Source organism: Streptomyces sp., assembly GCF_036566765.1.
Classification (GTDB): Bacteria; Actinomycetota; Actinomycetes; order Streptomycetales; family Streptomycetaceae; genus Streptomyces.
The window spans coordinates 1-3173 of sequence record NZ_DATCVQ010000690.1; the positions used below are offsets into that span (position 1 = coordinate 1).

At 69.1% G+C, this 3173-nt stretch carries 2 protein-coding genes and 1 pseudogene; 2 read left to right on the plus strand and 1 reads right to left on the minus strand.

What is annotated here, in order from left to right; translation table 11 throughout:
* Positions 1–111 precede the first annotated feature (111 nt).
* Positions 112–1998 (plus strand): annotated as a pseudogene (gene dnaE / locus VIU94_RS39900) (DNA polymerase III subunit alpha); the annotation flags it as partial.
* 86 nt (positions 1999–2084) lie between these two features.
* On the opposite strand, the gene VIU94_RS39905 reads toward dnaE, so the two are convergent.
* Positions 2085–2258: a hypothetical protein gene (locus tag VIU94_RS39905; protein WP_331919748.1), complete on the minus strand. Its 174-nt coding sequence runs from the start codon at positions 2256–2258 to the stop codon at positions 2085–2087.
* A 226-nt stretch (positions 2259–2484) separates the two neighbouring features.
* Between VIU94_RS39905 and VIU94_RS39910 the strand changes: the two genes are divergently transcribed.
* The coding region (locus VIU94_RS39910; protein ID WP_331919750.1) for an NYN domain-containing protein at positions 2485–3173 on the plus strand (689 nt) is incomplete at its 3' end.

Genomic DNA, 3173 nt, shown 5'->3' on the forward strand with positions numbered 1-3173 from the left:
AGAAGGCGGGCGTGACGCCGATCATCGGCATCGAGGCGTACGTCGCCCCGGAGTCCCGGCGGAACAAGCGGAAGGTCCAGTGGGGCCAGCCGCACCAGAAGCGGGACGACGTCTCCAATCTGGGTGCGCCACACGGACGGCGTGACCATCACGCAGTGGGACTACCCGCAGTGCGAGTCGCTCGGCCTGCTGAAGATGGACTTCCTCGGCGTGCGCAACCTCACGATCATGGACGACGCCGTCAAGCTGGTGAAGGCCAACAAGGGCGTCGACATCGAGCTGCTGGCCCTGCCCTTCGACGACCCCAAGACCTTCGAACTGCTGGGCCGGGGCGACACCCTCGGCGTCTTCCAGTTCGACGGCGGTCCCATGCGCTCGCTGCTGCGCATGATGAAGCCCGACAACTTCGAGGACATCTCCGCCGTCTCCGCGCTCTACCGTCCCGGCCCGATGGGCATGGACTCGCACACCAACTACGCGCTGCGCAAGAACAAGCTCCAGGAGATCACCCCGATCCACAAGGAGCTCGAGAAACCGCTCGAAGAGGTCCTCGCGGTCACCTACGGCCTGATCGTCTACCAGGAGCAGGTGCAGAAGGCCGCCCAGATCATCGCCGGGTACTCGCTCGGCGAGGCCGACATCCTGCGCCGCGTGATGGGCAAGAAGAAGCCCGACGAGCTGGCGAAGAACTTCGTCCTCTTCCAGGAGGGCGCCAAGAAGAAGGGCTACAGCGACGAGGCGATCAAGGCCCTGTGGGACGTCCTGGTCCCGTTCGCCGGCTACGCCTTCAACAAGGCGCACTCCGCCGCGTACGGCCTGGTCTCCTACTGGACCGCGTACCTCAAGGCCAACTACCCGGCCGAGTACATGGCCGGTCTGCTGACCTCGGTCAAGGACGACAAGGACAAGTCCGCGGTCTACCTCAACGAGTGCCGCCGCATGGGCATCAAGGTCCTGCCGCCCAACGTCAACGAGTCCGAGTCGAACTTCGCCGCCCAGGGCGACGACGTGATCCTCTTCGGCCTCACCGCCGTCCGGAACGTCGGCTCGAACGTCGTCGAGTCGATCATCAAGAGCCGCAAGGCGAAGGGGAAGTACGCGTCCTTCCCGGACTTCCTCGACAAGGTCGAGGCGGTCGTCTGCAACAAGCGGACCATCGAGTCGCTGATCAAGGCCGGCGCCTTCGACACCATGGGCCACACCCGCAAGGGCCTGGTCGCCCAGCACGAGCCGATGATCGACAACGTGGTGGCGGTCAAGCGCAAGGAGGCCGAGGGACAGTTCGACCTGTTCGGCGGCATGGGCGACGAGGAGAGCAGCGAGCCCGGCTTCGGCCTCGACGTGGAGTTCTCCGAGCTGGAGTGGGAGAAGGCGTACCTGCTCGCGCAGGAGCGCGAGATGCTCGGCCTGTACGTCTCCGACCACCCGCTCTTCGGCCTGGAGCACGTGCTGTCGGACAAGACGGACGCCGGCATCTCGCAGCTCACCGGCGGCGAGCACGCGGACGGCGCGGTCGTCACCATCGGCGGCATCATCTCCGGCCTGCAGCGCAAGATGACCAAGCAGGGCAACGCCTGGGCCATCGCCACGGTCGAGGACCTGGCCGGCTCGATCGAGTGCATGTTCTTCCCGGCCACGTACCAGCTGGTCTCCACCCAGCTCGTCGAGGACGCGGTGGTCTTCGTCAAGGGCCGCCTGGACAAGCGCGAGGACGTGCCCCGGCTGGTCGCCATGGAGCTGATGGTCCCCGACCTGTCGAACGCCGGGACCAACGCGCCGGTGATCGTCACCATCCCCGCCCTGAAGGTCACCCCGCCGATGGTCACCCGCCTCGGTGAGATCCTCAGCCATCACAAGGGCAACACCGAGGTGCGGATCAAGCTCCAGGGCCCGCGCAGCACCACCGTGCTCCGGCTCGACCGGCACCGCGTCCAGCCGGACCCGGCGCTCTTCGGCGACCTGAAGGTGCTGCTCGGCCCGTCCTGCCTGGCCGGCTGACCGGCCGTACGCAGCTGCGAAAGACGCGCGAGGGGCGCGCCCGTCGTCACGGGCGCGCCCCTCGCGCGTGTGCGCGATGCGCTCGGTCAGTTGTGGCCGAAGCGCTTCTGGCGGCTCTTGCGGGCGATGTCGCCCGGTGTGACCTGCGCGGCGCGATTCGAAGCCTCGGACTCCATCGCCGACTGCTGCGCCTGCTGGGCGCCTCGCTCGGCCTGGTGCGCGGCCTGCTGACTGCGGTTCTGCTTGCGGTTCTTGGCCATGGGGGTGATGCCTCCTCGATGGGTCTGGGGGCCAGGGCCGCTGCCAGACTCACACAAGGGACGAATCCGCGCATTTTGGATCATTGCGGACCGTAATCGCGGCGATCCGGGAATTCGGCGTGACATCCGCCACGCCGATGATCCAGTTCCGACCGTCAAGCCCCCGGCGGTCGGGCAGACTCGATGCAACCCGAAGCACTCCCGATCCCGAGGTTCCCGAAAGAGGGTGGAACACGTGGACCGCTGCGTCGTTCTGGTGGACGCCGGCTATCTGCTGGGCGCCGCCGCGAGCCTGCTCGCCGGGGAACCGGCCCGCTCCCGCATCACGGTCGACCACGCCGCCCTCATCCAGGGACTGCGCGAGCGCGCCGAGGCCGACACCGCCCAGCCGCTGCTCCGGATCTACTGGTTCGACGGCGCGCCCGACCGGGTGCCCCAGCCCGAGCACCGGCGGCTGCGGGTGATGCCCCGGGTCACCGTCCGGCTCGGCGCGCTGACCCGCAGCGACGGCCGCTGGGCCCAGAAGGGCGTCGACGCGGCCATGCACGCCGAGCTCACCGAGCTGGCCCGGAATCGCGCCTGCTCGGACGTCGTCCTGGTCACCGGCGACGGCGACCTGCTGCCCGGCCTGATGTCCGCCAAGGAACACGGCGTCGCCGTCCACCTCTGGGCCGTCCAAGCCGCCGACGGCGACTACAACCAGTCGGAGGACCTGGTCGCCGAGGCCGACGAGCGGCGCGTCCTCGACCGGGTCTGGATCACCCGCGCCGTCCGCGCCAAGGACCTCACCGGCATCTGCGCGCCGCCGCCCGTCCCGCGCCCCGAGATCGCCGCCATCCTCTCCGCGCCGCTGCCCGAGTCCGCGCTCGCCGCCTCCGCCGAACGGGCCGCCGAGGCCGCGGCAGCCGCGGCCCG

Bases quoted from the DNA above. Each gene is read 5' to 3' on its own strand.
- VIU94_RS39905 (WP_331919748.1), bottom strand. From the start codon at position 2,258: ATGGCCAAGAACCGCAAGCAGAACCGCAGTCAGCAGGCCGCGCACCAG.